Raw genomic sequence first — 24,892 nt, 5'->3', positions numbered from 1 at the left:
ACCCGGACCCAGCGCCGGGCCGACTCGACGAAGGGGTAACCACGTGACCACTGCGACCACGGCGACCGGGCAGGCGCCGCAGCCGCCCCGGCGCGTCCTGCTCAAGCTCTCCGGCGAGGTGTTCGGCGGCGGGACGATCGGGCTGGACCCGGACGTGGTCGCGGCCGTCGCACGCGAGATCGCCGCGGCGGTGACGGCGGGCGTGCAGGTGGCGATCGTCGTCGGCGGCGGGAACTTCTTCCGTGGTGCGGAGCTCTCGCAGCGGGGGCTCGACCGGTCGCGCGCCGACTACATGGGCATGCTCGGCACGGTGATGAACTGCCTGGCCCTGCAGGACTTCCTCGAGAAGGCGGGCGTGAGCCCGCGCGTCCAGACGGCGATCACCATGGGGCAGGTCGCCGAGCCCTACATCCCGCTGCGCGCGATCCGGCACCTCGAGAAGGGCCGCGTGGTGATCTTCGGGGCCGGGGCTGGGATGCCGTACTTCTCCACCGACACCGTGGCGGCGCAGCGCGCGCTGGAGACGCACTGCGACGAGGTCCTCGTCGGGAAGAACGGCGTCGACGGCGTGTACACGGCCGACCCCAGGGTGGACCCCAAGGCACGGCGCCTCGAGGTCCTGACGTTCGACGAGGCGCTCCGCCGCGACCTCCGGGTCGTCGACGCGAGCGCCTTCAGCCTGTGCCGCGACAACGACCTGCCGATGCGAGTGTTCGGCATGGACACGCCGGGGAACGTCACTCGCGCGCTCTCGGGTGAGAGGATCGGAACGCTCGTGACGTCCCGGCCCCCCGCCGACGACGACGCCCACGCGGGCGAGAACACGAAGGAGCACCCGTGATCGACGACATCCTCCTCGAGGCCGAGGACAAGATGGACAAGGCCGTGGAGGTCGCACGCGACGAGCTCGGCGCCATCCGCACCGGCCGGGCGAACGCCGCCCTCTTCCAGAAGATCCTCGTCGACTACTACGGCGCGCCGACGCCGCTGCAGCAGCTTGCGGGCATCACCATCCCGGAGGCGCGCGTGATCCTCATCAACCCGTACGACCGGGGTGCCGCGAGCGAGATCGAGAAGGCGCTCCGTGCGTCGGACCTGGGCGTCAACCCGAGCGACGACGGCAACGTGATCCGCATCGTGCTGCCGCAGCTGACCGAGGAGCGGCGCCGCGAGTACGTCAAGCTCGCGAAGGGCAAGGGCGAGGACGCGCGGGTGTCCGTGCGCGCCGTACGCCGCAAGGCCAAGGACGAGCTGGACCGCATCGTGCGTGACGGCGAGGCCGGCGAGGACGAGGTGGCACGGGCGGAGAAGGAGCTCGAACTGGCGACGAAGAGCCACGTCGACGCGATCGACGACCTGCTCAGCCACAAGGAGCGCGAGCTCCTCGAGGTCTGAGTGTCCAGCGGCGACGAGGCGCCGCTCACGCGTCGTCAGCTGCGTGAGCGGGCGGCGCGCGAGGCGCGCCAGAGCGGGTCGGCCGACGACGGCGGGTGGCCCGGCGCGACGGCCGTTCCTCGCGACCCATCGACACCCCTCGGCCCGCCCGGCGGCGCCGGTGCGGATACGCGCGCGCTGCCCGCTCCGGAGCATCCGCCGACGGGTGCGCCGGAACCTGCGGCAGAGCGCCCGGTCGTCCCGGCCGAGGAGCGCGAGGAGCGCGAGGATCGCGAGGATCACGTACGCGACTCGGAGGCGCCGGCGGGCGCCGTCGACGCCGGTGAGCCGGACGCGCTCGAACCTCGGGAGGCGCTCGTCGCGCCTCCGGCGCGGGCCGGGCGGAACGTCCCCATCGCGATCGGCGTCGGGCTGGCGCTCGGCGCGGCCCTGCTCGCGAGCCTGTACTTCCGCAAGGAGCTGTTCATCGTCCTGGCGTTCGCCGCGTGCGTGGGTGCGCTGTGGGAGCTGCGGCAGGCGCTGCGCTCACGGGACATGGACATCCCGCTGCTCCCGCTCGTCGTCGGCAGCGCCGGCATGCTCGTGTCGGCGTACGTGTCCGGGCTCGAGGCCCTGCTCGTCGCGTTCGTGCTGACGGCGGGCGGCGTCTTCGTGTGGCGGGTTCTCGACGGCGGGGGTCTGCGGGCGTTGCGCGACGCCGCAGCGGGGGTGTTCGCCGCCGCGTACGTGCCGTTCCTCGCGGGGTTCGCCGTCCTCATGCTCGCGGCGGACGGCGGCGAGTGGCGCGTGCTGGTCTTCATCGCGCTCGTCGTCGCGAACGACACCGGCGGGTTCGCCGCTGGCGTGATGTTCGGTGCGCACCCGCTGGCTCCGTCCGTGAGCCCGAAGAAGTCCTGGGAGGGTGCGGCAGGGTCGCTCGTGCTCGCGTGCGCCGTCGGCGTCGGTGCGACGTTCCTCACGATCGACGGGTTCGGCTCCTTCGGAGCGACCGTCCCGTGGTGGCTGGGGCTCGTGCTCGGGGCGGCGACGGTCGCCGCCGCGACCGTCGGTGATCTCGGCGAGTCGCTGATCAAGCGCGACCTCGGCATGAAGGACATGGGCGCGGTGCTGCCCGGCCACGGCGGCATCCTCGACCGCCTCGACTCGCTGCTCGTCGCCGCCCCGGTGGTGGCCGTCACCATGACCCTGCTCGTCCCGCCGACGGGCGGATGAGGCCGACCTGCGAGGATGGACCCATCATGACCGACGTCCACACCCCTGCCGCGCCGACCGCCGTCGACCCCGGTTCCCGCCCGCGCCTGCAGTTCGCCGCGCCGCGCCGCGGGAAGCCCCCTGTGCACCTCGCCGATCTCGCGCCCGCGGAGCGTGTCGACGCCGTCCGTGGCGTCGGCGAGGCGGCCTTCCGTGCCGATCAGCTCTCGCGCCACTACTTCACCCACCTCACGCGCGACGCCGACGCGATGTCCGACCTTCCGGCGGCGTCGCGGGAGGACCTGGTCGCCGCGCTGCTGCCGCAGCTCGTGTCGCCCGTGCGGACCATGGAGGCCGACGGCGGCGCGACGGTCAAGACGCTGTGGGCGCTGTTCGACGACGCGAAGGTCGAGTCCGTGCTCATGCGCTACCGCGACCGGACGACGCTGTGCGTGTCGAGCCAGGCCGGGTGCGGGATGGCGTGCCCGTTCTGCGCCACCGGCCAGCTCGGCCTCACGCGCAACCTGTCCACGGCGGAGATCGTGGAGCAGGTGCGCCTGGCGGCGGCCGCGTGCCGGGCGGGGGACCTGCCGGGCGGGCCGACGCGCCTGTCGAACGTGGTGTTCATGGGCATGGGTGAGCCGCTCGCCAACTACCGCGCCGTCATCGGTGCGGTGCGTCGCATGGTGGAGCCCGCGCCGTCGGGCCTCGGCATGTCGGCGCGCAACGTCACGGTCTCGACCGTCGGTCTCGTGCCGGCGATCGACAAGCTCGCGGCCGAGGGGATCCCGGTCACGCTCGCCGTGTCCCTGCACGCGCCCGACGACGAGCTGCGCAGCGAGCTGGTGCCGATCAACACCCGGTGGAGCGTGGGCGAGGCGCTCGACGCCGCACGCAGGTACTTCGACATCACCCATCGCCGGGTGAGCATCGAGTACGCGCTCATCCGCGACGTGAACGACCACGGCTGGCGCGCCGACCTGCTCGCGAAGGAGCTCGTCGCGCGTGGCCGTGGCTGGGTGCACGTCAACCCGATCCCGCTGAACCCGACGCCCGGCTCGCGCTGGACGGCGAGCGACCCGGGAGTGGAGGCGGAGTTCGTCGCCCGGTTGAGGCACGCCGGCATCCCCACGACGATCCGTGACACGCGCGGGAGCGACATCGACGGCGCCTGCGGGCAGCTCGCGGCCAGCCAGTAGGCTCGCCGGCGGGGAGGTGGCGATGACGCGGATGTTCCCGACCGTCGGTCGGATGTCGCGCGGGTACGACCGCGAGGAGGTCGACACGTTCTTCTCGCGCGCCCGCGCGGCGTACGAGGGGACGAACGGCGCCGCGCAGCTGACCGGACAGGACGTGCGGCAGGCGGCCTTCGACCTCGTGCGCCACGGCTACTCGACCACGGCCGTGGATGCGGCCCTCGACCGGCTCGAGGCCGCGTTCGTGCAGCGCGAGCGGGCCGAGTTCGTCGCGGATCGCGGGCAGGCGGCCTGGATGCACGAGGTGGCCGACCGCGCGACGACGCTGTACGGCCGGCTCACGCGGCCCGAGAACGAGCGGTTCGCGCAGCCGGAGCACGGTCACGGGTACGACACGGAGGACGTCGACGCCCTGCTGGACCGGCTCGTCGACTACTTCGACGCCGGCGTGCCCCTGACCGCCTCGGAGATCCGCTCGGCCACCTTCCGCTCCGCGCCCCGCACCCGGGCCTACGCGGAAGGACCGGTCGACGCGTTCCTCGACCGCGTCGTCGACGTCCTGCTGTCGGTCGAGTGAGCGCGCGCACCGTCGTCCTCCTCGGTTCCACCGGTTCGATCGGGACCCAGGCGCTCGACGTCGTCGCGGCGGCGCCAGGACGGTTCCAGGTGGTGGGGCTCGCCGCCGGCGGGAGCGACCTGGAGCTGCTCGCGCGGCAGGCGGTCGCTCACGACGTGCCGGTCGTCGCCGTCGCCGCCGGCGAGCAGGACGACGTCGCCGCGGCGATCCGCGCGGCCGGCGGCCGCCGGACGGAGGTCCTCACCGGCCCGGGAGCCGCCGCCGACCTCGCCGGGCGCGGCGCCGACGTCGTGCTCAACGGGATCACGGGGTCCGTCGGGCTCGCGCCGACGCTCGCGGCGCTCGAGGCGGGTTCGACGCTCGCGCTCGCGAACAAGGAGTCGCTCGTGGCGGGCGCCGCGCTGGTGCGGGCCGCCCAGCAGCGCGCCGACCAGATCGTGCCGGTCGACTCGGAGCACTCGGCCATCGCGCAGGCGCTGCGGTCCGGAGCGCGGTCCGAGGTCGCGCGGCTCGTGCTCACGGCCTCGGGTGGGCCGTTCCGCGGCTGGTCGCGCGAGCAGATGGCCGGCGTGACGCCCGAGCAGGCGCTGGCTCACCCCACCTGGGCGATGGGGCCGGTCGTCACCACGAACTCCGCGACGCTCATGAACAAGGGCCTCGAGCTCATCGAGGCGCACGTCCTGTTCGACGTGCCGGTCGCGGACATCACCGTCGTCGTGCACCCGCAGTCGGTCGTCCACTCGATGGTCGAGTTCGTGGACGGGTCGACGATCGCCCAGGCATCCCCACCGGACATGCGGCTGCCGATCGCGCTCGGCCTCGCCTGGCCCGACCGGGTGCCCGGTGCGGCGTCGCCGTGCCGCTGGGACGCCGCGACGTCGTGGACGTTCGAGCCGGTCGACGACGCCGCGTTCCCGGCTCTCGACCTCGCGCGTGAGGCGGTGAAGGCGTCGCCGCTGCACCCGGCCGTGCTCAATGCCGCGAACGAGGAGGCGGTCGCGGCGTTCCTCGACGGGCGCCTGCCGTTCCTCGACGTCGTCGGGACTGTCGCCCGCGTGCTGGGGGAGTACCCGGATCCGCCCGACGGCGCGCTGTCGCTCGAGGGCGTCCAGGCCGCGGAGGCGTGGGCACGAGCGCGGTCGCGGGCGCTCGTCGCCGACGGACCCTCGCGGGAGCGCTGATCCGCGTCCCCAGGTTCCCGTGAGATTCTGGGAGGCATGATGTTCTGGCTCGGCGTGCTCGTGCTCGTCATCGGGCTGCTGATCTCGATCGCCCTGCACGAGGTGGGCCACCTGCTGCCCGCGAAGCGGTTCGGCGTCAAGGTGAGCCAGTACATGGTCGGCTTCGGGAAGACGCTGTGGTCGACCCGGCGCGGCGACACGGAGTACGGCTTCAAGGCCATCCCGCTGGGCGGCTACGTCCGGATGGTCGGCATGTACCCGCCGGCCCGCGCCGTGAGCGAGGCCGGTCCCGGCGCCGCCCCGACCCGCAAGAAGTTCTTCTCCTCCGTCATGGAGGACGCCCGGGCCGAGGCGCTGAGCGAGGTCCAGCCGGGCGAGGAGCGCCGGACGTTCTGGGCGCTGTCGGTGCCGAAGAAGCTCGTCGTGATGTTCGGCGGGCCGTTCGTCAACCTCGTCATCGCGTTCGTCCTGCTGGCCGTCGCGCTGATGGGGATCGGGCTGCCCCAGCTCACGTCCACCGTCGGCACCGTCTCCCAGTGCGTGCTGCCGTACGACGCCGATCGCGAGTGCGCGTCAGCCGACCCGGTCGCGCCGGCCACGGCCGCGGGGCTCGAGCCGGGCGACCAGGTGCTGAGCTGGGGCGGCACGCCCGTCGAGGACTGGGCCGACCTGCAGGCGGCGATCCGGGCCGGCGGCGCCGAGCCCGTCGACGTCGAGGTGAGTCGCGGCGGCGAGGACCTCACCGTCACCGTCACGCCCACGATGACCGATCGCCCCGTCGTCGACGCCGAGGGCTTCGTCGAGACGGACGAGGCCGGGAACGTCGTGACGGCGCCCGCACCGTTCGTCGGCGTCGCTCCCGAGGCCGCCCTGGTGCGCCAGCCGATCAGCGCCGTCCCCGCGGTCTTCGGCGACGCGCTGGGTCAGACGTTCGGCATCATCCTCACGCTGCCCCAGCGCCTGGTGTCCATCGCGTCGTCGACGTTCGGCGGCCAGGAGCGGGACCCCAACGTCATCGGTCTCATCGGCGTCGGACGGATCGCCGGCGAGGCGGCGGCCACCGACACGGACTTCGGTTTCGCCGGGAACGCCCTGCTCATGCTGCAGATCCTGGCGTCGCTCAACCTCGCGCTGTTCGCGTTCAACATGATCCCGCTGCTCCCGCTCGACGGCGGCCACATCGCTGGGGCGTTGTGGGAGGGTGCCCGACGCCGCATCGCCCGGTGGCGCGAGCGGCCGGATCCCGGTCCGGTGGACACGGTGCGGCTGCTACCGCTGACGTACGTGGTGTTCGTCGTCCTCATCGGGATGAGCCTCCTGCTCGCCATCGCCGACATCGTCGACCCGATCTCGCTCACGGGTGGCTGAGCGCGGGTCTCGCCGGAGGCGGGTGTGATACTGGAGCACGTGAGCGTTCCGATCTCCCTGGGCATGCCGACCGTCAAGGAAGCACCCCCCGTGCTGGCCCCCCGCCGAAAGACCCGCAAGATCCGTGTCGGCTCCGTCGAGGTCGGTGGTGACGCCCCGGTCTCCGTGCAGTCGATGACGACGACGAAGACGACCGACATCAACGCCACGCTCCAGCAGATCGCCGAGCTGACGGCGACGGGCTGCGACATCGTGCGCGTCGCGTGCCCCACCCAGGACGACGCCGACGCGCTGCCGATCATCGCGAAGAAGTCGCAGATCCCGGTGATCGCGGACATCCACTTCCAGCCGAAGTACGTGTTCGCCGCCATCGACGCCGGCTGCGCCGCCGTCCGGGTCAACCCTGGCAACATCCGCAAGTTCGACGACAAGGTCAAGGAGATCGCCGACGCCGCGAAGGCGGCCGGCACCAGCCTGCGCATCGGCGTGAACGCCGGCTCGCTGGACCCGCGCCTGCTCGCGAAGTACGGCAAGGCGACGCCGGAGGCGCTGGTCGAGTCCGCCGTCTGGGAGGCGTCGCTGTTCGAGGAGCACGACTTCCACGACTTCAAGATCTCCGTGAAGCACAACGACCCGGTGGTCATGGTGCGCGCCTACGAGCTGCTGGCGGAGCGGGGTGACTGGCCGCTGCACCTCGGCGTGACCGAGGCGGGTCCGGCGTTCCAGGGCACGATCAAGTCGGCGACGGCGTTCGGCGCGCTCCTGAGCCAGGGCATCGGCGACACCATCCGCGTCTCGCTCTCGGCACCGCCGGTCGAAGAGGTCAAGGTCGGCATCCAGATCCTGCAGTCGCTCAACCTGCGCCCGCGCAAGCTCGAGATCGTGTCGTGCCCGTCGTGCGGCCGCGCCCAGGTGGACGTGTACACGCTCGCCGAGCGGGTGACGGCCGGTCTGGAGGGGCTCGAGGTCCCGCTGCGGGTTGCCGTCATGGGCTGCGTGGTCAACGGACCGGGCGAGGCGCGCGAGGCGGACCTCGGCGTGGCGTCCGGCAACGGCAAGGGCCAGATCTTCGTCAAGGGCGAGGTCGTCAAGACCGTCCCCGAGTCGGAGATCGTCGAGACGCTGATCGCCGAGGCGATGCGGATCGCGGAGACGATGGGGCAGGCGGACGACGGCGGAGCGCCGGTCGTCACGGTCGGCTGACGTCCGGGCCGCACATCCGCGCGGGCGTGCGGCACAATTTGGGGATGCCGAGCTGGTCACGCGTCAAGGAGCGGCCGGCCGACGTCGTCCGGCCCCTGGAGGGCGCCGATCGCGAGGCCGCGCTGGACCTCTGCCACGTCGACCCCGTCGGAGCCGTGCTCGCCGGCGGGTGGGTCGAGGCGCTCGGCACTTCGACGCCGGCCTTCGGCGAGATCCTCGGAGCGTGGTCCGGTGGCGAGCTCGTGGCGCTGTGCTGGGCGGGCGCGAACCTCGTGCCGGTCAGCCCCGACGGCCGGGGGATCGCCTCGCTCGCCACGGCGATCCGTGACCGGGGCCGCCGGTGCTCGTCGATCGTCGGCGACGCCCCGGCGGTGCTGGGTCTCTGGGAGCGGCTCGGCACGGCCTGGAGCACGCCGCGCGAGGTCCGCGCCGACCAGCCGTCGATGACGATCACCGCCGATCCGCGCGTGCCGGCGGACCCGGGCGTCCGTCTTGGCACGGAGGCGGACCTCGACGTCCTGCTCCCCGCGTGCGTCGCGATGTTCACCGAGGAGTACGGGTACTCGCCCGTGTCGGCGGGCGGCGGGTACGAGGGCAGGGTCCGGCAGCTCGTCGTCCAGGGTCGCTCGTTCGTCCGGCTCGACGACGGACCGGCCGGACGCCGGGTCGCGTTCAAGGCGGAGCTGGGCGCCGTGTCGCTCGGCGTGGCGCAGATCCAGGGCGTGTGGGTGCACCCGGAGCTGCGGGGGCGGGGCGTCGGGGCGGCCGGGATGGCCGCCGTCGTCGACCTCGCGCGCCAGGCCGGTGCCGGGACGATGTCGCTGTACGTCAACGCGTACAACACGGCCGCCCGAGCCGTGTACGACCGGGTGGGGTTCACCCGCGTCGGCACGTACGCGACGATCGTCTTCTAGACTCCGGCGGCGTTGTGGTTACTTCCGCCGCGGCCGAGGGGATGGCCCGCCCTGCCCGGGCGCTCCTTCGTCGCGCCCCACGCCCAGCCACTCCGGAGCGGGCCATCCCCTCGCCGCCGCTCGTAGGTTGCGTCACGTCGCGTACCGGGCGGCCAGTGATGCGGCCCGGTCGCGCAGCGCAGCTCGCAGCGGCCGAGGGTCGAGGGCTTCAGCGTCCGTGCCGAGCTGCCACAGCGCCCATTCGGCGTGTCGTAGGTCTTGGAAGGTCACCTCCAACCGGAGCCAGCCGTCGGGGTCGGGTTCCTCGGCGAGCACGGCGAGCGCGGTGCCCACCAGCTCCTCCCGCCGCGCTGGGTCCATCCGAAGCGACACCGCGATCTGGTCGCCGCTGGTCCGGAAGCGTGTGCTGCGCTCCTGCCAGACTCGCTCCAGATCGATCTTGTCCGGTCGCTGCGCCGGTTCCGAGAGTTCTTCGGCCGCGAGGATCCGCGACAGCCGGTACGTGCGATCCGCGCCGGACGTCGTCGCAAGCAGGTAGCCCTTGTCGCGCACGGTGACGAGGCCGATCGGGTCCACCGTGCGCCAGGCCGGGGGGCGGTCCACTGCGGCGTAGTGGAGGCGCAGTCGGTGTCCGGCCAACACCGCGCGGCGGATCTCCGTCATCGTGGTCTCCGGGACCTCCTCGGTGACCAGGCGGCGTGAGAGCAGGTCGATCTCAGGGTCGACCAGCAATCGCTCCGACGCGTCAGCGGCCGTGGCCCGATGGCTGTCGGGAAGCGCGTCGGTCACCTTGAGCATCGCCGACGCGAGCGCCGAGTTGAGGCCGAACGCCTGTGCGCCCTGCCGCGATCCCGCGATCAGGAGGGCGAGGGCCTCGTCATGGTTCAGCCCGGTGAGCTCGGTCCGGAAGCCCGGCAACAACGCGAAGCCGCCGTGCCGGCCGCGTTCGGCGTACACCGGCACGCCGGCTGAGGACAGCGCCTCGATGTCGCGCAGCACGGTGCGGGTCGAGACCTCGAGCTCCCGGGCCAGCGTGGCCGCGGACGAACGACCGCGCTGGCGCAGGAGCAGCACCAGGGAGACCAGCCGATCGGCGCGCACAGGAGAAGCCTACAAAATACCTGACACAGGATGTCGTGATTAGTGGCGAAAGTGGTCGATGCGACGTCGACAGACGTGCGCATCTCATGAGGCGAACGGAGCGGAAGCGGCGATGGAACGAACGGCAGTCAACCCGGTGGCGTGGTCGGCTGAACTGGGATTCAACCAGGGAGAGGTCGTCTCCGGGCACACCCGGACCCTGTACATCTCGGGGCAGACCGCGATGAGCGGCGCCGGCAAGCCCCAGCACGACGGTGACCTGGCGGCGCAGCTGGCGCTGAGCCTCGACAACCTGGAGGCCGTGCTCGGCGCGGCAGACATGTCCCTCGCGGACCTGGTCCGGCTCAACGTCTACACCACCGACGTCGATCTGCTCCTGCAGCACTACGGCGTCCTGGCGTCGCGGCTCGGCGCCGCACACGTCGCACCGACCACGACGATGCTCGGCGTGACGCGGCTGGCGATCCCCGGCCAGCTGGTCGAGCTCGAGGGCACCGCCGTGGCGTGATGCGAGCGGCGACGAGGGATTGGCCCGCTCCGGAGTGGCTGGGCGTTGGGCGCGACGAAGGAGCGCCCGGGCAGAGCGGGCCAATCCCTCGGCGACGCGGACGAGCAACACAGAGCGGGGCCATCCCTCGGCGACGCGGACGGAACCACAACGCCCGATAGGCTGCTCGCCGTGCTGCTACGGATGTCCCGCCTCTTCCTGCGTACCCTCCGCGAGGACCCTGTCGACGCCGAGGTCGACTCCCACCGGCTCCTCGTGCGCGCCGGCTACATCCGGCGTGCCGCCCCAGGGATCTACACGTGGCTCCCGCTCGGTCTGCGCGTCCTCGCGCGCGTCGAGGCGATCGTGCGCGAGGAGATGGACGCGGCCGGCGCTCAGGAGGTCCACTTCCCGGCGCTGCTCCCGAGAGAGCCCTACGAGGCCAGCGGACGCTGGACCACCTACGGGCAAGGGATCTTCCGCCTCAAGGACCGGCGAGAGGGCGACTATCTGCTCGCGCCGACTCACGAGGAGATGTTCACTCTCCTCGTGAAGGACCTGTACTCGTCGTACAAGGACCTGCCCCTCACGCTGTACCAGATCCAGACGAAGTACCGCGACGAGGCCCGCCCCCGCGCGGGCCTGCTGCGCGGGCGCGAGTTCATCATGAAGGACGCGTACAGCTTCGACGTCGACCTCGCGAGGTTCGAACGCTCCTACGACGCCCAGCGGCACGCGTATCAGCGCATCTTCGACCGCCTCGGGCTCGAGTACGTCATCGTCAAGGCCTCGTCCGGGCTCATGGGCGGCACCCGCAGCGAGGAGTTCCTCTCGCCCTGCGCGATCGGTGAGGACACGTTCGTCCGGTCGCCGGGCGGCTACGCAGCCAACGTCGAGGCGGTGACCACGCCGGTGCCTGAGGCGATCCCGTACGAGGACGCACCGCCCGCCCACGTCGAGGACACCCCGGACACGCCGACGATCGAGACGCTCGTCGCCCATGCGAACGCTCACCAGCCGCGCGCGGACCGTGCCTGGACGGCCGCCGACACGTTGAAGAACGTCGTGCTGGCCGTGACACCGCCGGGCGGCGAGCGCGAGCTCCTCGTCGTCGGCGTCCCCGGCGACCGCGAGATCGATCCCAAGCGGCTGGAGGACGTGCTCGCGCCCGCCGACGTCGAGCCCGCGACGGAGGCCGACTTCGCGCCGCACCCGGAGCTGGTGCGCGGCTACCTCGGCCCGGCCGTCCTCGGCCCGAACCGGCCCGGCGGCATCCGGTACCTGCTCGACCCGCGGGTCGTCGCCGGGACCACCTGGATCACTGGCGCCAACGAGCCTGGTCGGCACGTCTTCGGGCTGGTCGCGGGCCGCGACTTCACGGCGGACGGGACGATCGAGGCCGCGGAGGTGCGGCCCGGGGACCCGGCCCCTGACGGCTCGGGCCCGCTCGAGCTCGCCCGCGGTATCGAGATCGGGCACATCTTCGACCTCGGAACGACCTTCTCGGACGCGCTCGGGCTGACCGTGCTGGACGAGAACGGCAAGGCGATCGTGCCGACGATGGGCTCCTACGGCGTCGGCGTCAGCCGGGCCGTGGCGGCCCTGGCGGAGACGCACCACGACGAGCGCGGGCTCACGTGGCCGGTGCACGTGGCGCCGGCGCAGGTCCACATCGTCGCCACGGGCAAGGACGACGCGGTGTTCGCGGCCGCCGAGGAGCTCGGCGCGGCGCTCACCGCGCGGCGGATCGACGTGCTGCTCGATGACCGCCGCAAGGTGTCCGCCGGCGTGAAGTTCGCCGACGGGGAGCTGCTCGGCATGCCGGTGATCGTCGTGGTCGGGCGGGGTCTCGCCGATGGCACGATCGAGGTGCGGCTGCGGGCCAGCGACCTGCGCGAGGACGTCGAGGTCGCGCGTGCGGCCGACCACGTGGCCGAGCTCGTGGGGTCGCTCGCGGACAGCTGAGCCGGAGCCAGGGCCTCAGGCCGGCAGGCCCGGCAGCGCGCCGAGGCCGGCGAGGCCCGTGACACCCTGCGCGAGCAGCCACGTGCGCGCCGTCGTGGCGGCGTCGACGGCGGCGTCGAGCGCCAGCGTGCGTCCCTGCTCCGGGACGGTCGAGCTCGCGGCCACCCAGGTCATGATCAGGTCGTTCTCGACGGCCGTCACGGCTGCCAGCGGCTCCACCTCGGCGAGCGCGGCGACGTCGTAGGCGGCCTCGCGGGGGTCGCCGGCGGTCCCCGCGAGACCGGAGCCGAGCGCCACCGCCTCTGCGGTGTCGCGCAGCTCGCGTCCGCGGCCCGCCCACGTGGCGACGACGTCGCCCTCGGCCCGTGCCGCCAGCACCTCGTAGGCGTACGCGGCGGCGTCGACCGCGCGCACCAGGTCGGTCCCGCCCGGGAACGACGTGAGCCCGAGGCTGGTCCGGTCGAGCCCGCCGGTGAGCTCGGCTGCGGCGTCGCTGCCGAGGAGGTCGGCGACGTCGTGCGCGGCGACGGTGCGCCAGAGAAGGATCGACGCGAGAAGCGTCGTGAGGTCGCCGTCGTCGACGGCGAGCGCCTGCGTGCGGGCCTCCTCGGCGCCGGCGACGAGCGCGGCGAGCACGTCCTCGGGGCTGCTCCCGGCGGGAGCCGTCGGGGTCGGCTCCGGCGAGGCGGGCGATGTCGTCGGCCGCGGGGGAGCCTCCCAGACACCGCCGAGAGCCTCCACGTGCTCGGCGCTCGCCGCGACGACGTCGGCCAGGAGCAGGCCGAGCGCCTCGTCCGGATCGGGGACGGCCGCGGCGAGATCGGCGATCGTGCCCGCCGTCTCGGCGGCCGCCTGGCGGGCCACCTCCTCGGTGCCGGGGGAGGGGATCGCCGGGGGCGGTGTGTCGACGCGGACGCCGCACGCGCCGAGCGCGAGGGTCAGGCACGAGGTGCCGATCACGGCGACGACGGCGCGTGCCCTCGCGCTCGCCAGGTTCCGGATGACTCGCACCCGGGCAACGGTAGTCTGGTCGCCGGATACGGGTGCACACCCGTCCGGCCACGGGCGGCGCACCCGCCCCCGAAGGCCATCACTCGAGAACACACGGAGGGACGCGATGACCCCGTCGCCGGACACCGCGCTCCTCGGCCGCCTGCGCGATCTGCTCGAGCCGGTCGCCGCGGGCTGCGGACTGCACCTGGAGGACGTGGCGGTGAGCCCGGCCGGCCGCCGTCGCAGGGTCCGCGTCACGCTCGACCTCGCCGACGGTCCGGGCGCGCTCGGCTCCAACGACCTGGCCGACGCCTCGCGCGCCGTGTCCGCCGCCCTCGACGACGCCGACGTCGTCACGGGGCCGTACGTCCTCGAAGTCTCGACGCCGGGCACCGACCGGCCGCTCACGCAGCCCCGCCACTTCCGGCGGGCCCAGGGTCGTCTCGTCACGCTCACGCTCGCGGCCGGGACGCACGTGTCCGGCCGGCTGCTCTCGGCGGACGACGACGGCATCCACGTGCGGACCGACGCCGGCGCGACGACGACGTTCGCCTACGCCGACGTGGCCACCGGCCGCGTCGAGGTCGAGCTGCGGCATCTAGAGGAGGGCTGAGTCGTGGACATCGACATGAGCGCGCTGCGGGCGCTGGAACGCGAACGGGAGATCAGCCTCGACGTCCTCGTGGGTGCCATCGAGCAGGCGCTGCTGTCCGCGTACGAGCGGACGCCGGGGGCGTACCCGGAGGCCAGGGTGCACCTCGACCGCCAGTCGGGGCACGTGACGGTGCTCGCCACCGAGGTCGTCGGCGAGGGCGACGAGGAGGTCCGGCGCGAGTTCGACCACACGCCGGAGGGCTTCGGCCGGATCGCGACGTCGACGGCACGGCAGGTGATCATCCAGCGCCTGCGGGACGCGGAGGACGACCAGGTGCTCGGCACGTTCCGCGGCCGGGAGGGCGAGCTCATCGCCGGCGTCGTTCAGCAGGGCGGGCGGGTCGGGGCGGTGCTCGTCGACGTGGGCGGTGTCGAGGCCGTCCTGCCCCCGCACGAGCAGGTGCCGGGCGAGAGCTATCCGCACGGGGAGCGCATCCGGGCGTACGTGCTCGACGTGAGCCGCGGCCTCAAGGGCCCGTCGATCACGTTGTCGCGGACGCACCCGAACTTCGTCCGGCGGATGTTCGCGCTCGAGGTGCCCGAGGTCGCCGACGGCAGCGTCGAGATCGCCGCACTGGCACGTGAGGCGGGGCACCGCACCAAGATGGCCGTCCGCTCGCTCGTCCCGGGGGTCGGGGCCAAGGGAGCCTGCATCGGGCCGATGGGTCAGCGGGTGCGCGCCGTCATGGCCGAGCTGCGCGGCGAGAAGATCGACATCGTCGACTTCAGCGAGGATCCCGCGCGGTTCGTCGCGGCGGCACTCTCGCCGGCGCGCGTGAGCAGCGTCCAGATCGTCGACGCCGAGGCCCGGTCCGCCCGCGTGATCGTCCCCGACTACCAGCTGTCGCTGGCGATCGGCAAGGAGGGCCAGAACGCCCGCCTCGCCGCGCGGCTGACGGGGTGGCGGATCGACATCAGGCCGGACACCCAGCCAGCGGACGACGCGGCGTCCGAGGACGCGACGCCGTCGGGCGATGCAGGCGATCCGTCCGGCGAGGGGTAGAGTGGTCGCCGGGTCCGTGACCCGACACCCCCGAACGTCCGACGATGCCGCCGTGCCTGAGACGCACGGCCCGGTACGGACGTGCGTGGGATGCCGAGTGCGAGACCTGCGGTCCGCCCTGGTCCGCGTGGTGGTCACGAGCACGGCAGGCATCACCCGGGAGCATCCCGTAGCCGTGGTCGACGAACGCCGCACGGCTCCCGGGCGCGGCGCCTGGCTGCACCCGCAGCCGGAGTGCCTGGACCGTGCCGAACGTCGCGGCGCGATCGGCCGGGCCCTGCGTCTCGCAGGACCGGTGGACACGAGCGAGGTCCGGACGTGGTTCTCCCGCACGGGAGGGCCTGTCATCGAGCGAGAGAGCGGGTTGGAAGCCGATGGGCACCCGATGAGTACTCAGCGATGAGCTCGAACCACTGAACGTGGTCCTCCCTGTCCGGGGCGGACCGAGACAGGAGAGTTGTGGCAAAGGTCCGCGTCCACGAGCTCGCACGCGAGCTCGGCGTCGACAGCAAGACGGTGCTCGCCAAGCTGAATGAGCTGGGTGAGTTCGTGAAGTCTGCGTCCTCGACGATCGAGGCCCCTGTGGTCCGGCGTCTGCGCGAGTCGTTCCCCGCCGATTCCGGTGGCGCGGCGAACGGTGCCCCAGCGGCGCCGAAGCCCGCGCGTGCGCCGAAGCCGGCCCCGAAGGCAGCGCCGGCGCCCCCCGTCGAGGAGGCCCCAGCAGAGCCCGCACCCCCGGCAGCGCCCGAGGTGGTGGCGGCGCCGGAGGCGCCCGTCGCGGCACCGGAGCCGCCCGCTCCCAGCCGGGAGGCCGAGGTCCCCGAGGCACCCGCCGCGGAGCGACCGGCGGCACAGGCACGCCCGGCCACGCCGGGTCCGCGCCCCGCGCCCCGCGCGGCCGAGAAGCCCGCCGACACGCGCACGCCGCGTCCGGGCAACAACCCGTTCGCCTCGAGCCAGGGCATGCCCCGGCCGGGCGGCCAGGGTGGCCCGCGTCCCGGCGGTCCCCGCCCCAGCGGTGGCGGTGGCCCGCGTCCGGGCAACAACCCGTTCGCGCCCAGTCAGGGCATGCCTCGCCCGGGTGGGTCCGGCGCAGCCGGCCCGCGTCCGGGCGGTACCGGTGCGGCCGGCCCGCGTCCGGGAGGCTCAGGCCAGGGCGGTTCCCGGCCGTCGCCCGGCATGATGCCGGGCCGCAGCGCCGTCGGACGGCCCGGTGCCCCCGCGCGCGGCGGCAGTGGTGGCCCCGGCGGCGGTCGCGGCGGGCCTGGTGGCGGTCGCGGTGGTGGCGGCGGCTTCGGCGGTGCGCCCGGTCGCGGCGGACCCGGCGGTGCGCCGGGCGGCGGCGGTGGCTTCAGCGGCGGTGGCCGCAGCGGTCGCGGCGGTCGTGGCGGGACGCAGGGTGCCTTCGGGCGCGCAGGCGGCAAGCCGGTCCGCGCACGCAAGTCGCGCCGCGCGAAGCGCCAGGAGTTCGAACAGATGTCCGCGCCGTCGATCGGTGGCGTGCAGGTTCCTCGCGGCGACGGTACGACCGTCGTCCGGATCCGCCGTGGCGCCAGCCTCTCGGACTTCGCCGACAGGATCGACGCGAACCCCGCGAGCCTCGTGACCGTGCTGTTCCACCTCGGTGAGATGGCGACGGTGACGCAGGCGCTCGACGCCGGCACGTTCGAGGCGCTCGGCGCCGAGCTCGGGTACGTCATCGAGATCGTCTCGCCGGAGGACGAGGAGCGCGAGCTGCTCGGCTCGTTCGACATCGACCTCGATGCCGAGGCGGCCGCGGAGAGCGACGAGGACCTCGAGGCCCGTCCGCCGGTCGTCACCGTCATGGGTCACGTCGACCACGGAAAGACGAGGCTGCTCGACGCGATCCGCTCGACCGACGTCGTCGCCGGCGAGGCCGGTGGGATCACGCAGCACATCGGTGCCTACCAGGTGCACGTCACGCACGAGGACGCCGACCGCGCGGTCACGTTCCTCGACACCCCGGGTCACGAGGCGTTCACCGCCATGCGTGCGCGTGGTGCGGACGTCACGGACATCGCGATCCTCGTGGTCGCGGCGGACGACGGCGTGATGCCTCAGACGATCGAGGCGCTCAACCACGCTCAGGCTGCGAACGTCCCGATCGTCGTCGCCGTCAACAAGGTCGACAAGGAGGGGGCGAACCCCGACAAGGTGATGCAGCAGCTCACCGAGTACAACCTGGTGGCGGAGGCGTACGGCGGCGACACGATGTTCGTCAACGTGTCGGCGAAGAACGGCACCGGCATCGACGAGCTGCTCGAGGCGGTCCTGCTCACGGCGGACGCCGCCCTCGACCTGCGGGCGAACCCGAACAAGGACGCCCGCGGCGTGGCCATCGAGGCGAACCTGGACAAGGGTCGCGGCGCCGTCGCGACGGTGCTGGTCCAGTCCGGCACGCTCACGGTCGGCGACTCGATCGTCGCCGGCACGGCCTACGGCCGCGTGCGCGCCATGTTCGACGAGAACGGTGACAACCTCAGCGAGGCGACGCCGTCGCGGCCGGTCCAGGTGCTCGGTCTGACGTCGGTGCCCCGCGCCGGTGACTCGTTCCTCGTGGCGCCGGACGACCGGACCGCGCGGCAGATCGCCGACAAGCGGGACGCCGCGGAGCGGGCCGCGACGCTGGCGAAGCGTCGCAAGCGCATCAGCCTCGAGGACTTCACCCAGGCGCTCGAGCAGGGCAAGGTCTCCACGCTCAACCTCGTGCTCAAGGGCGACGTCTCCGGTGCCGTCGAGGCGCTCGAGGACGCACTGCTCCAGCTCGACGTGGGCGCCGAGGTCGACCTGCGGATCATCCACCGCGGTGTCGGTGGGATCACGCAGAACGACGTCAACCTCGCCACGGTCGACAACGCCATCATCATCGGCTTCAACGTCCGCCCGGATGTCCGGGTGGCGGAGCTGGCCGATCGCGAGGGCGTGGACATCCGGTACTACTCGGTCATCTACGCGGCGATCGAGGACGTGGAGAACTCGCTCAAGGGCATGCTCAAGCCCGAGTTCGAGGAGGTCCAGCTCGGGACGGCCGAGGTGCTGCAGGTCTTCCGTTCGTCGAAGTTCGGCAACATCGCCGGGTCCCGGGTCCGCTCGGGCCTCATCCGGCGCGGCGCGAGTGCGCGCGTGCTGCGGGACAGCGTCGTCATCGGGGACAACCTGTCGATCGGCTCGCTCCGTCGTGAGAAGGACGACGTCACGGAGGTCCGCGACGGGTTCGAGTGCGGTATCGGGCTCGGCTCGTTCAACGACCTTCGCGAGGGCGACGTCATCGAGACGTTCGAGGTGCGGGAGAAGGAGCGCGCGTCGTGAGCGGGAACTCCCGGGCCACGCGGCTCGGGGACCGCATCAAGGAGATCGTGGCGACGATGCTCGAGCGGCGGATCAAGGATCCGCGGCTCGGGTTCGTCACGGTGACCGACGTCGAGCTCACGGGCGACCTGCAGCACGCCACGGTGTTCTACACGGTGCTCGGTGACGCCGAGGAGCTGGCGAGCTCGACGGCGGCACTCGAGTCGGCCAAGGGCCTCCTGCGCTCGGAGGTGGGCAAGCAGACGGGTGTCAAGCACACCCCGACGCTGACCTTCCAGCTCGACGCGACGCCGCAGAACGCAGCGCATGTCGAGGAAGCGCTGCGGGAGGCCGCCGCCCGTGACGCGGAGGTGGCCGCTCTGGCGGCCACCGCCACGTACGCGGGCGAGGCCGACCCGTACCGCCGGCCGGCTGTCGACGACGCAGGGGACTCGGCCGACGACGCCGACCCGGCCGAGGACGAGCGACCCTCGTGACCGGGGCGGCGGGGCCGGACGGGCTCGCCGTCGTCGACAAGCAGGCGGAGTGGACGTCACACGACGTCGTGGCGCGTGCCCGGCGTCTGCTGGGCACGCGCAAGGTCGGGCACGCCGGGACGCTCGACCCGGCGGCGACCGGGGTGCTGCTCCTCGGCGTCGGCCGGGCGACCCGGCTCCTCACCTACCTGGTCGGCGCGGACAAGACGTACATCGCCACGATCCGGCTCGGTCAGTCCACCGTGACCGACGACGCCGAGGGCGAGGTCACGTCGGCGGCCGGCGCCGCGGAGGTCTCCGGCACGGCGATCCGCGACGGCGTCGCGACGTTCCTCGGCGACATCTCCCAGGTGCCGAGCGCCGTCAGCGCGATCAAGGTCGACGGCCGCCGTGCCTACGCGCGGGTGCGGGCCGGCGAGGACGTGCAGCTGGCGGCGCGGGGCGTGCACGTGGCGGTGTTCGACGTGCTCGGGGTCGTCCCCGCACAGGCGCTGGACGGGACGCCGGTCCAGGACGTCCGGGTGCGGGTCGTCTGCTCGTCCGGGACCTACATCCGGGCGCTCGCCCGGGACCTCGGCGACCTGCTCGGCGTCGGGGGCCACCTCACCGCCCTGCGGCGCACGCACGTCGGCGGATTCTCGCTCGACGACGCGGTGCCGCTCGACGCGAGCACGGCCGAGCTGCCCCTGCTGTCCGTCGGGACGGTGCTGCAGCGCGTGTTCGACGTGCGCGTCCTCACGCCCGCCGAGTCCGACGACGTGCGCCACGGCCGACGCGTGGGGCCGTCTTTGAGGCAGGGCCCGGTGGCCGCGTTCGCGCCGGACGGGACGCCGCTCGGTCTCCTCGTCGACGCCGCCGAGTCGGACGCGCACTCCGAGGGCGGCTTCGCGCGGCCGGTGCTGGTGCTCGCTCCCGCGTAGCCCGTTTCGTCGCGTGCCCGCGCCAGTGGCAGGCTAGGGCGCGGCCGGATCCCCTCCGGCGCGTTCTCATCAGGAGGTCGGGTGCAGGTCTGGCACGGTCTGGGGCAGGTGCCCTCGGACGTGACGACGTCGGTCGTGACGATCGGCAACTTCGACGGCGTGCACCGCGGTCACCGCGGCGTTCTTGCGCACGTCGTGGCGCGCGCGCGAGAGAACGGTGCCCTCGCCGTCGCGATGACGTTCGACCCTCACCCGGCCCGGGTGCACCGCCCGCAGGACGCTCCCGAGGAGCTGACGGGGCTCGAGGACAAGCTCGCGCTGCTCGCCGAGACCGGGCTCGACGCCGTGCTCGTGGTGCACTACACGGCGGACTTCGCGGGGCAGGATCCCGAGCACTTCGTGCGGCGTTACCTCGTCGACGCCCTGCACCCCGTCGTCGTGGTCATCGGGCGCGACGTGCGGTTCGGCGCCGGCAACACCGGCGACCGCGGGACCATGGCGGCGCTCGGCGGCGCGCTCGGGTTCGACGTGGACGTCGTCGAGGACGTGGTCCCCGACGCGAGCGAGCGACGGTGGTCCTCGACCTGGGCCAGGGAGCTGCTCGCTGCCGGTGACGTCGCGGGCCTCGCGCTGGTGCTCGGTCGGCTGCACCGGATGCGCGGCGCCGTCGTGCACGGCGAGGCCCGCGGCCGGGCGCTCGGGTTCCCGACGGCGAACCTCGACCCGGCGGCGTCGGGCGCCGTTCCCGCTGACGGCGTCTACGCGGGCTGGCTCCTGCGCGACGGCGGTCGCGGTGACCGCCTGCCGGCCGCGATCTCCGTGGGTACGAACCCGACGTTCGACGGGCTCGTGCGGCAGGTCGAGGCGCACGTGCTCGGCCGGACGGACCTCGACCTGTACGGCGAGGAGGTCGTCGTGGAGTTCGCGGTGCGGCTCCGGCCGACGCTGCGGTTCGACGGCGTCGACCCGCTGGTCGAGCAGATGCGGGAGGACGTCGCGGACGCGGCCCGCGCGCTCGGCGTGCCGGCGCCCGCGCCGCTCGCGACGGTCGACGTCGACCCGGGCACTCCACACCCGAGCTGAATGCGGGCGGCGCTCACGCGGCGACGGCGTCGGCCAGCCGGCCCTCGGCCAGCCGGGCGCGGGTGTCGACGGACGCGAGGGTCGCCTCGTCGTGGCTCACGATGACCGTCGCGAGGCCGGCCTCCCGCGTGAGGGAGGTGAGCAGCTCGACCACCTGCGTCCCGCGCTCGTGATCGAGCGCGGACGTCGGCTCGTCGACGAGGAGCACCTCGGGTGAGTTCATGAGGGCGCGGGCGATCGCGACCCGCTGCCGCTGCCCGCCGGAGAGCGTGGCGGGGCGGGCGTGCGCGGATGCGCCGAGGCCGACGGCGTCGAGCAGCTCGAGCGCCCGGGCCCGGCGCGCGCGCGGACGCTCGCCGCGCAGGTGCGCCATCACCTCGAGCTGCTCGAGCGCCGTCAGCGAGCCGATGAGCTGCGGCTGCTGGAACACGATCCCGATGCGACGCAGGCGCACGAGCGTCGCGGCGGCAGGTGACGTCGTCGGAGAGTTCACGACCTCGTCGCCGAGCCGGACCTGACCCGACGTCGGTCGCGTCAGGGCAGCGGCGACGGCGAGCAGACTCGACTTGCCCGACCCGGACGGACCGAGCAGGGCGGTCGTCGTCCCGGCGGGCACGGTGAGCGAGACGTGGTCGACGGCGGTGAGCGTCGAGTCGCCGTCGGGATAGACGAGCGTGACGTCGTCGAGCGTGAGGTCAGGGCGAAGGTCCACGGGAGTCCTCTCAGCGGGCCGCGAGCGCGGCGTGGGGATCGATACGGGTGATGCGCCACACGGCGAGCGCCGCGCCGGCCAGGCCGAGCACCGTGAGGACGAGCGCGGGGACCAGCGTCGTCGCGGCGTCGACGACCACGGGCATGACGCGGCCGGCGAGCAGCGCGGATCCGGCAGCGAGCGCCGTCCCCAGCCCGACGCCACCCACGAGCACGACGGCGGCCTGCCCGAGCGCGTCCCGGACGAGGTAGCGGTTCGTGGCCCCGAGGGCCTTGAGGACGGCGATGTCGCCGGAGCGCTGGATGGTCCAGACGGTGAAGAACGCGCCCACCACGAGCGCCGAGATCGCGAACAGGAACGCCTGCATCATGGTGAGCGACGTGTTCTCCGCGGGGAACGAGCCGATCGCGTCGAGGGACGCCGGCGTGGTGAGGGTCCGGGTGCCGATGCGGGCGTCCGCCGCGGCGAGGTCCGCGCCGTCCTCCGTCGTGAGCGCGACCACCGTGGCGACCTGACCGGCGTCGCCGGTGTCAGCGGCACCCGGTGCGCCCACGGCCTGCCAGTCCGCGAGCGAGACCCACACCACGGGCGTGTGGCTGTACTCGGCGTCGACGGCGGGCGCCGGCGCCACGGTCAGGGTCAGCCGGCCCATCTGGACGGCGTCACCCGGCGCCGCCCCGAGTGCCTCCGCGGCGCCCTCCGACAGGACGACGGCGCCCTGGTCGGGGGCGGGGACGCCGTCGGGCATGAGGGTCGTGCCCGCGGCCACGCCGAACGCGGTGACGGCGGCCGTCGTCCCACCGGCGGTCGCACGCGCCTGGGCGACGCCGAGCGGGTCGGCCGCCTCCACGCCCGGTTCGTCGCCCCACGCGGACCAGGCGGCGGCGTCGACCTGGGACTCGGTGAACGTGGGTGCCGAGCCCTCGTCGGCGCCCTCCGGTGTCGCGAACGCGAGGTGGTCGGCGCTCAGGTCGGCGATCGCGGACGTGCTGCCGCGCGCCAGCCCCGCGGTGAGGGCGGCGAGGAAGCCGACGAGGAACGTGATGAGGACGATCACCACGGACATGAGGACGAACCGTCCTCGCGCGTGGCGCAGGTCGCGCAGGGCGACGAACATGACGGGACTCCTGGGCTGGTGCGATCGGAACGGTTCCAGCCTCCGGCGTCGTCCCGCCCGGGGGATCCGCCCGCGGAGCGGTTCGCCCGCACCGTGCGGGCGAGGCGGATCTCATCCTTTCGGCCGAGTCCTCGCGGGGTGGCCGCACGCGTCGCGCGGCTAGCGTTGGCGGCATGGAGCCGGGTCCGGTGATGGCCGTCGCCGCTGCACGCTGGCTGCAGGCGGCTCTCGACGTGCTCCTCGTGGCGCTCGTCGGGCTCGCCGTCGTCTCCGCGTACGCCGACCTCGAGCCGCCGCGCGGAGCGGCGGCGCTCGGTGCGGGCCTCGCGCTCCTCGGCGGGTACGTGCTCGGCCGGATCAGGATCCGCGTGCGGGACGCGGGGGTCGATGCTCCGCGGGGCCTGTGGTGGCCGCACGTGGCCTGGACGGCGTGGCTCGTCGCGACATGGGCGGTGCTGCTCGGCATCACACCGGCAGCGCTGTGGATCGCGTTCCCGCTCATGTTCCTCGAGATGCACGTGCTCGGTCCGCGCCGCGGCGTGCTCGCTGTCGCCCTGACGACGGCGCTCGCGGTCGCCGGCGCGCTCGCCGCCTCGTTCGCTCCCGTCGGCGCGGTGCTGGGGCCGGTGATCGGGGGAGCGGTCGCCGTCACGGTCGTGCTCGGGCTCGAGGCGGTGGTGCGCGAGTCGCAGGCCAGGCAGGCGCTCATCGTCGACCTGGTGGCGACCCGGGCCGACCTCGCCCGGACGGAGCACGCACGCGCCGTCGTCGCCGAACGGGAGCGCCTGGCGCGCGAGATCCACGACACGCTCGCCCAGGGGTTCTCCTCCATCGAGCTGCTGCTGCGCGCCGCCGACGCCGCCCTCGAGCGCGGGGACGTCGCCGGTGCGCGGCGGCACGTCACGACCTCACGCGAGGCCGCGCACGCGAACCTCGCCGAGTCGCGCCGGTTCGTGGCCGACCTCGCGCCGCCCGACCTGGCCCGCGGCAACCTCGTGGCGGCGCTCGAGCGCGTGGCGGCGCGGGTCCCGGAGCATGGCGGTCCGCCCGTGGACGTGCGGGTGAGCGGCGAGCCCCGTGCGCTCCCGGCCGCAGCCGAGGCCGCGCTCCTGCGGGTCGCGCAGTCCGCGCTCGCGAACGTCACGCAGCACGCGCGAGCCGGGCGTGCCCGCCTGACCATCAGCTACCTGGACGACGGCGTCGCTCTCGACGTCGTCGACGACGGGCTCGGGTTCGACCCCGCGGCACGGGCCGCCGACGGCGGGTCGTTCGGCCTGCGCGCGATGCGCTCGCGCCTGGCCGAGCTCGGCGGCGTGCTCACCGTGGAGTCGGCACCCGGTGAGGGCACCGCGCTCGCCGTCCACCTCCCGCTCGACGCCGAGGAGCCGACGTGATCGACATCGTGCTGGCCGACGACCACCCGGTGGTGCGGGCAGGCATCCGTGCCGTCGTCGAGAGCCAGCCGGACATGCGGGTCGTGGCGGAGGTGAGCACGGCCGAGGAGCTCGTGCGGCGGGTCCGGCTGGGTGTCGACGCCGACGTCGTGCTGTGCGACCTCCGGTTCGGCCCCGACGGGCTGGGTGGCGCCGAGGCGACGCGGGAGATCGTCGCGGCCGGCGGCCCCCCGGTGCTCATCCTCACGACGTACGACACCGACGCCGACATCCTCGCCGCCATCGAGGCGGGAGCCCGCGGCTACCTCCTCAAGGAGGCACCCACGGAGGAGCTCGCGCAGGCGATCCGCGCGGCGGCGGCGGGCGAGGTGGCGCTCGGCCCCGCCGTCCAGCGTCGGTTGCTCGGGCGGATGCGTTCGCCCGGCCTCGCGCTCACGCGCCGCGAGCTCGAGGTGCTCGAGCTGGTGGCACGCGGACGGTCGAACGACGACGTCGCCCGCGAGCTGTTCCTGTCCCGGGCCACGGTGAAGACGCATCTCGCGCACGTCTACGACAAGCTCGGCGTCGACTCGCGGACGGCGGCGGTCGCCGTCGCCCGGCAGCGCGGTCTGCTGCGCGACTGAGACGCCCGT

At 73.6% G+C, this 24,892-nt stretch carries 24 protein-coding genes; 20 read left to right on the top strand and 4 right to left on the bottom strand.

The genetic code is table 11. The features are described from left to right. Window positions 1-43 precede the first annotated feature (43 nt). From pyrH to BCAV_RS12570, 9 genes are all read left to right on the top strand, one after another. A complete protein-coding gene (pyrH, locus tag BCAV_RS12610; RefSeq protein WP_015882995.1) occupies window positions 44-841 on the top strand; it encodes a UMP kinase in 798 nt (265 codons plus the stop codon). Next, complete coding sequence (gene frr, locus BCAV_RS12605; protein ID WP_015882994.1) at window positions 838-1,395, top strand: ribosome recycling factor; 558 nt, start codon at window positions 838-840, stop codon at window positions 1,393-1,395. The genes pyrH and frr overlap by 4 nt, the downstream gene beginning before the upstream one ends. Continuing rightward, complete coding sequence (locus tag BCAV_RS12600; protein ID WP_015882993.1) at window positions 1,396-2,607, top strand: phosphatidate cytidylyltransferase; 1,212 nt, start codon at window positions 1,396-1,398, stop codon at window positions 2,605-2,607. Window positions 2,608-2,633: 26 nt separating this feature from the next. Next, a complete protein-coding gene (gene rlmN / locus BCAV_RS12595) occupies window positions 2,634-3,785 on the top strand; it encodes a dual-specificity RNA methyltransferase RlmN (RefSeq protein ID WP_015882992.1) in 1,152 nt (383 codons plus the stop codon). A gap of 22 nt (window positions 3,786-3,807) precedes the next feature. After that, the gene (locus tag BCAV_RS12590) at window positions 3,808-4,359 is read left to right on the top strand and encodes a DivIVA domain-containing protein (RefSeq protein ID WP_015882991.1); all 552 of its coding nucleotides are present in this window, start codon (window positions 3,808-3,810) and stop codon (window positions 4,357-4,359) included. Continuing rightward, the gene (gene dxr, locus BCAV_RS12585; RefSeq protein WP_015882990.1) at window positions 4,356-5,540 is read left to right on the top strand and encodes a 1-deoxy-D-xylulose-5-phosphate reductoisomerase; all 1,185 of its coding nucleotides are present in this window, start codon (window positions 4,356-4,358) and stop codon (window positions 5,538-5,540) included. Before BCAV_RS12590 ends, dxr begins: the two co-directional genes overlap by 4 nt. Window positions 5,541-5,576: 36 nt before the next feature. Beyond that, window positions 5,577-6,908 carry a M50 family metallopeptidase gene (locus BCAV_RS12580; RefSeq protein ID WP_043347146.1) on the top strand — a complete coding sequence of 444 codons (1,332 nt, stop codon included), beginning with the start codon at window positions 5,577-5,579 and terminating at the stop codon, window positions 6,906-6,908. A gap of 63 nt (window positions 6,909-6,971) precedes the next feature. Next, window positions 6,972-8,111, top strand: a complete 1,140-nt coding sequence (gene ispG / locus BCAV_RS12575) for a flavodoxin-dependent (E)-4-hydroxy-3-methylbut-2-enyl-diphosphate synthase (protein WP_187292885.1) — start codon at window positions 6,972-6,974, stop codon at window positions 8,109-8,111. A gap of 44 nt (window positions 8,112-8,155) precedes the next feature. Continuing rightward, entirely contained in the window at window positions 8,156-9,025 is an 870-nt protein-coding gene (locus BCAV_RS12570) for a GNAT family N-acetyltransferase (RefSeq protein ID WP_015882987.1), read from the top strand. Between the two features lie 132 nt (window positions 9,026-9,157). Here the strand turns inward: BCAV_RS12570 and BCAV_RS12565 are convergent, their stop codons facing one another. Then, complete coding sequence (locus tag BCAV_RS12565; RefSeq protein WP_245529043.1) at window positions 9,158-10,099, bottom strand: helix-turn-helix transcriptional regulator; 942 nt, start codon at window positions 10,097-10,099, stop codon at window positions 9,158-9,160. Between the two features lie 139 nt (window positions 10,100-10,238). Between BCAV_RS12565 and BCAV_RS12560 the strand changes: the two genes are divergently transcribed. Further along, window positions 10,239-10,634, top strand: coding sequence for a RidA family protein (locus BCAV_RS12560; protein WP_015882985.1), 396 nt, complete (start codon window positions 10,239-10,241; stop codon window positions 10,632-10,634). 171 nt (window positions 10,635-10,805) lie between these two features. Further along, on the top strand, window positions 10,806-12,578 hold the full coding sequence (locus BCAV_RS12555; RefSeq protein ID WP_043347140.1) for a proline--tRNA ligase: 1,773 nt from the start codon (window positions 10,806-10,808) through the stop codon (window positions 12,576-12,578). 15 nt (window positions 12,579-12,593) lie between these two features. Here the strand turns inward: BCAV_RS12555 and BCAV_RS12550 are convergent, their stop codons facing one another. Then, the gene (locus BCAV_RS12550; RefSeq protein ID WP_015882983.1) at window positions 12,594-13,589 is read right to left on the bottom strand and encodes a DUF4439 domain-containing protein; all 996 of its coding nucleotides are present in this window, start codon (window positions 13,587-13,589) and stop codon (window positions 12,594-12,596) included. 106 nt (window positions 13,590-13,695) lie between these two features. Between BCAV_RS12550 and BCAV_RS12545 the strand changes: the two genes are divergently transcribed. The 7 genes from BCAV_RS12545 to BCAV_RS12515 all read left to right on the top strand — a co-directional run bounded on the left by BCAV_RS12545 (window position 13,696) and on the right by BCAV_RS12515 (window position 21,037). Continuing rightward, window positions 13,696-14,184 (top strand): ribosome maturation factor RimP, encoded by a 489-nt coding sequence (locus tag BCAV_RS12545; protein ID WP_015882982.1) that lies wholly within the window; start codon window positions 13,696-13,698, stop codon window positions 14,182-14,184. Window positions 14,185-14,187: 3 nt separating this feature from the next. Beyond that, a complete protein-coding gene (gene nusA / locus BCAV_RS12540) occupies window positions 14,188-15,228 on the top strand; it encodes a transcription termination factor NusA (protein ID WP_015882981.1) in 1,041 nt (346 codons plus the stop codon). Continuing rightward, window positions 15,200-15,631, top strand: a complete 432-nt coding sequence (locus BCAV_RS22175) for a YlxR family protein (RefSeq protein WP_083770032.1) — start codon at window positions 15,200-15,202, stop codon at window positions 15,629-15,631. The genes nusA and BCAV_RS22175 overlap by 29 nt, the downstream gene beginning before the upstream one ends. 56 nt (window positions 15,632-15,687) lie before the next feature. Then, window positions 15,688-18,558 carry a translation initiation factor IF-2 gene (gene infB / locus BCAV_RS12530; protein ID WP_015882979.1) on the top strand — a complete coding sequence of 957 codons (2,871 nt, stop codon included), beginning with the start codon at window positions 15,688-15,690 and terminating at the stop codon, window positions 18,556-18,558. Further along, entirely contained in the window at window positions 18,555-19,034 is a 480-nt protein-coding gene (gene rbfA, locus BCAV_RS12525; protein ID WP_015882978.1) for a 30S ribosome-binding factor RbfA, read from the top strand. Before infB ends, rbfA begins: the two co-directional genes overlap by 4 nt. Then, window positions 19,031-19,954: a tRNA pseudouridine(55) synthase TruB gene (truB, locus tag BCAV_RS12520; RefSeq protein ID WP_015882977.1), complete on the top strand. Its 924-nt coding sequence runs from the start codon at window positions 19,031-19,033 to the stop codon at window positions 19,952-19,954. The genes rbfA and truB overlap by 4 nt, the downstream gene beginning before the upstream one ends. A gap of 81 nt (window positions 19,955-20,035) precedes the next feature. Further along, the gene (locus BCAV_RS12515) at window positions 20,036-21,037 is read left to right on the top strand and encodes a bifunctional riboflavin kinase/FAD synthetase (RefSeq protein ID WP_015882976.1); all 1,002 of its coding nucleotides are present in this window, start codon (window positions 20,036-20,038) and stop codon (window positions 21,035-21,037) included. Window positions 21,038-21,050: 13 nt separating this feature from the next. On the opposite strand, the gene BCAV_RS12510 is transcribed toward BCAV_RS12515, so the two are convergent. Next, window positions 21,051-21,749, bottom strand: a complete 699-nt coding sequence (locus BCAV_RS12510) for an ABC transporter ATP-binding protein (RefSeq protein ID WP_015882975.1) — start codon at window positions 21,747-21,749, stop codon at window positions 21,051-21,053. A gap of 10 nt (window positions 21,750-21,759) precedes the next feature. Continuing rightward, window positions 21,760-22,866 carry an ABC transporter permease gene (locus tag BCAV_RS12505; RefSeq protein ID WP_015882974.1) on the bottom strand — a complete coding sequence of 369 codons (1,107 nt, stop codon included), beginning with the start codon at window positions 22,864-22,866 and terminating at the stop codon, window positions 21,760-21,762. A gap of 173 nt (window positions 22,867-23,039) precedes the next feature. Here BCAV_RS12505 and BCAV_RS12500 point away from each other — a divergent pair, with 173 nt between their 5' ends. Both BCAV_RS12500 and BCAV_RS12495 read left to right on the top strand, forming a co-directional pair. After that, the gene (locus tag BCAV_RS12500) at window positions 23,040-24,260 is read left to right on the top strand and encodes a sensor histidine kinase (protein WP_043347135.1); all 1,221 of its coding nucleotides are present in this window, start codon (window positions 23,040-23,042) and stop codon (window positions 24,258-24,260) included. Beyond that, complete coding sequence (locus tag BCAV_RS12495) at window positions 24,257-24,883, top strand: response regulator transcription factor (RefSeq protein ID WP_015882972.1); 627 nt, start codon at window positions 24,257-24,259, stop codon at window positions 24,881-24,883. Before BCAV_RS12500 ends, BCAV_RS12495 begins: the two co-directional genes overlap by 4 nt. Window positions 24,884-24,892: the final 9 nt, after the last annotated feature.

The sequence above is a fragment of the Beutenbergia cavernae DSM 12333 genome, from assembly GCF_000023105.1.
GTDB lineage: Bacteria > Actinomycetota > Actinomycetes > Actinomycetales > Beutenbergiaceae > Beutenbergia > Beutenbergia cavernae.
The sequence above is the reverse complement of the archived record's forward strand: the minus strand, read 5'-3'. Positions and strand labels throughout refer to the sequence as shown.

Bases quoted from the DNA above. Each gene is read 5' to 3' on its own strand.
- BCAV_RS12545 (WP_015882982.1), top strand. From the start codon at position 13,696: ATGACCCCGTCGCCGGACACCGCGCTCCTCGGCCGCCTGCGCGATCTG.
- BCAV_RS12580 (WP_043347146.1), top strand. From the start codon at position 5,577: ATGATGTTCTGGCTCGGCGTGCTCGTGCTCGTCATCGGGCTGCTGATC.
- BCAV_RS12505 (WP_015882974.1), bottom strand. From the start codon at position 22,866: ATGTTCGTCGCCCTGCGCGACCTGCGCCACGCGCGAGGACGGTTCGTC.
- ispG (WP_187292885.1), top strand. From the start codon at position 6,972: ATGCCGACCGTCAAGGAAGCACCCCCCGTGCTGGCCCCCCGCCGAAAG.
- BCAV_RS12570 (WP_015882987.1), top strand. From the start codon at position 8,156: ATGCCGAGCTGGTCACGCGTCAAGGAGCGGCCGGCCGACGTCGTCCGG.
- rlmN (WP_015882992.1), top strand. From the start codon at position 2,634: ATGACCGACGTCCACACCCCTGCCGCGCCGACCGCCGTCGACCCCGGT.
- BCAV_RS12590 (WP_015882991.1), top strand. From the start codon at position 3,808: ATGACGCGGATGTTCCCGACCGTCGGTCGGATGTCGCGCGGGTACGAC.
- BCAV_RS12560 (WP_015882985.1), top strand. From the start codon at position 10,239: ATGGAACGAACGGCAGTCAACCCGGTGGCGTGGTCGGCTGAACTGGGA.
- BCAV_RS22175 (WP_083770032.1), top strand. From the start codon at position 15,200: ATGCAGGCGATCCGTCCGGCGAGGGGTAGAGTGGTCGCCGGGTCCGTG.
- BCAV_RS12500 (WP_043347135.1), top strand. From the start codon at position 23,040: ATGGAGCCGGGTCCGGTGATGGCCGTCGCCGCTGCACGCTGGCTGCAG.